Source organism: Thiocapsa sp., assembly GCF_011390875.1.
Lineage (GTDB): Bacteria > Pseudomonadota > Gammaproteobacteria > Chromatiales > Chromatiaceae > Thiocapsa.
In genome coordinates this window covers 1-2,823 of record NZ_JAABRP010000369.1, presented here as the reverse complement: position 1 = coordinate 2,823, position 2,823 = coordinate 1, and the positions used below count along the sequence as shown (strand labels likewise).

Below are 2,823 nucleotides of genomic sequence, written 5' to 3'. Positions count from 1 at the left end.
AGCTCCGACAGTCGTCAGGGCTGGCGCGGCCAAGCCATTCCAACAAATCACGCATATCGCACCGGGCGCGGTTTAGGGTCAGCGCGGAATGCGGGTGATCCGCAGGACCAGCGGGATCTGTCTCAAGCGGCGCATGATGCGCGCGAGATGCACGCGCCCCTTCACGAGGATGAGAAACTCCAACGCCGTGGTCATACCGTCCTTCTCGCGCGAGTGGACATTCTCGATGTTCGAGCCCAGCTCGGCGATTGCCCCGGCGACCACCGCAAGCGCACCGCGTCGATTGCCGATCTCCACCCGGATCTCGGTCGGAAACTCGCCGTCCGGCTCATTGGCCCACTCGACATCCAAACGTTTGTCGCGCTTGGTCTCGAGGCTGCCGAGGTTGCGGCATTCGCTGCGATGGACCACGATTCCTCGGCCAGGGCTGAAAAGCGCGGCGATGGTATCGCCCGGGATGGGCCGACAGCAGCGTGCGAAGCTCACCACCATCCCCTCGGTGCCGCGAATCGCCAAGCGGTGAGGATGCTGATCCTTGTCGGTCGGCGTCGCTTGTGCCGCCTCCTCGTCGTCGCTCGCGGCCAGGCGACGCGCCACCAATGCGGCCAACCGATTGCCGAGCCCGATATCCCCGAGCAGATCGTCGAGCGTGCGCTGATTCGCCTCTTCGAGGTAGGCCGAAACGCGGCCCGGGTCGAGTTTGTCCATCTCGATACCGAATGCGCCGAGCTCCGCACTCAGCAGGCGCCGCCCCAGCACCTGGGCCTCGCGCTGCTTGAGGTTCTTCAGATAGCCCCGAATGCTTGCGCGGGCCTTGCCGGTCACGACGAAATTCAGCCAGGCCGCATTCGGCTTGGCGCCGGGTGCGTTGATGATCTCCACCGTCTGGCCGCTGCGCAGATGCGTGCTGAGCGAGACCATGCGCCGGTCGATCCGCGCAGCGACACAGGTGTTGCCGACATCCGAATGGATCGCGTAAGCGAAGTCGATGACCGTAGCACCCCGCTTGAGGGTCAGGATCCGGCCCTTGGGCGTAAAGACGTATACCTCGTCGGGGAAGAGGTCGATCTTCACGTGATCGAGGAACTCCACCGAATTGCCGGCCGCGCGCTGCATCACGAGCAGGTTCTGCAACCACTCCGAAGCCAGTGTCGTGACATTGGACGTGGACTGCTCGCCGCTCTTGTAGAGCCAGTGCGCGGCGATACCGGACTCGGCCATACGCTGCATGTCCTCGGTGCGGATCTGGATCTCGATGTGCATGCCCTGAGGTCCGATAAGCACGGTATGGAGCGACTGATAGCCGTTTGCCTTGGGGATGGCGATGTAGTCCTTGAAACGCCCCGGCACCGGCTTGTAGAGATTGTGGACAAGCCCGAGTACCCGATAACAGGTGTCGACCCGGTCCACCGTCACCCGGAAGGCGAAGACGTCAACTACCTCCGAGAAGGCCCGTCGCTTCTCGCGCATCTTGCGATAGATGCCGTAGAGATGCTTGCGTCGGCCCTCGACCTCCCCGTGGATGTCCTCCTGATGCAGGGCCCGTTTGAGTGCCGTCTCCACCGTACCGACCATCTCGACACGCGCCCCGCAGGTCTTCTGCAAGGCGCGCTGGATGACATGGCGACGCCATGGCCAATGGTGCAGAAAGCCGAGATCTTCCAACTCGACCCGCACGCGGTTGATGCCGAGGCGGTTGGCGATCGGGGCGAAGATGTCGAGCGTCTCGCGCGAGATTCGCCGACACTTCTCGGGCTCCATGGAGCCGAGTGTACGCATGTTGTGCAGACGATCGGCGAGCTTGATCAGGATGACCCGTATGTCGCGCGTCATCGCGAGCAACATCTTCTGCAGACTGGCCGCCTGAGCCTCCGCACGGGACTCGAACTCGATCTGCGAGAGCTTGCTCACCCCGTCGACGAGATCCGCGATCTCCTCGTCGAAGACCTCCGCGACGTCATCCTTGGTCACCGGGGTGTCCTCGATCACGTCGTGCAGCAGGGCCGCGATCAGGCACTTATAGTCCATGTGCATCTCGGCCAGGATGCGCGCGACCGCCACGGGATGGTAGATATACGGCTCGCCGGATTTACGGCTCTGCCCCTCGTGCGCCTCGGCCCCGAACAGATAGGCGCGATAGAACTCGCTGACCTGCTCGGGCGGGAGATAGGTCTCGAGATAGGCGCAGAGGTCGCTGATCAAATAACGGGCCACGGGCGCGCGGTCTGCATCCTCCGCGGGGGGCTTAACCGGGTGAACGGAGGCCGGGGCGACGACGGGGAGGAGGGCGGTTTGCATGGATCCGGCATCGAACGGGCTCATGACGACGCGCACGCAACCCGGGCGTCGACCGCACAATGGCCGCGCCCGCCGGTCTGTCGCCGCTTCTCGTCCGTACGCATCGGGGTCCTACTCGCGCGGATCGCCCTTAGGCTCCGCCTCGCCGAGCTCGGAGGCAAGCTCTTCGGCGAGCGCCTGCTCCAAGGCGGCCGTGGTCTCGTCGATCTCGCGCTGCGCGGCCTGGACCATCGCGGTCGAAATATGGCCCGCGGCGATCTCGCGCAACGCCATGACAGTGGGCTTGTCGTTGGCCCAAGGCAAGATCGGCTCGACGCCGTTCGCCAACTGGCGGGCCCGCTTGGTTGCGAGCAGCACTAGGTCGAAACGGTTGTCGACATGATTGAGGCAGTCCTCAACGGTAATTCTGGCCATGCGAAATGTTCTCCAAGGGGGTCGCGAAAATTCGGGGCGCCGGCGCACAGGGCCGGGGAATACGACGGACGCGGGTGGTAGGACTCGTCTTCGTTCGACAGGCGGGCGAGC

Annotated in this window: 2 protein-coding genes; both read right to left on the bottom strand. The window is 64.3% G+C overall.

Annotated elements, in window-relative coordinates:
- Nucleotides 1-78: 78 nt before the first annotated feature.
- The gene (locus tag GPT33_RS18505; protein ID WP_296812041.1) at nucleotides 79-2,298 is read right to left on the bottom strand and encodes a RelA/SpoT family protein; all 2,220 of its coding nucleotides are present in this window, start codon (nucleotides 2,296-2,298) and stop codon (nucleotides 79-81) included.
- A gap of 111 nt (nucleotides 2,299-2,409) precedes the next feature.
- Nucleotides 2,410-2,712, bottom strand: coding sequence for a DNA-directed RNA polymerase subunit omega (gene rpoZ, locus GPT33_RS18500; protein ID WP_007193609.1), 303 nt, complete (start codon nucleotides 2,710-2,712; stop codon nucleotides 2,410-2,412).
- Nucleotides 2,713-2,823: the final 111 nt, after the last annotated feature.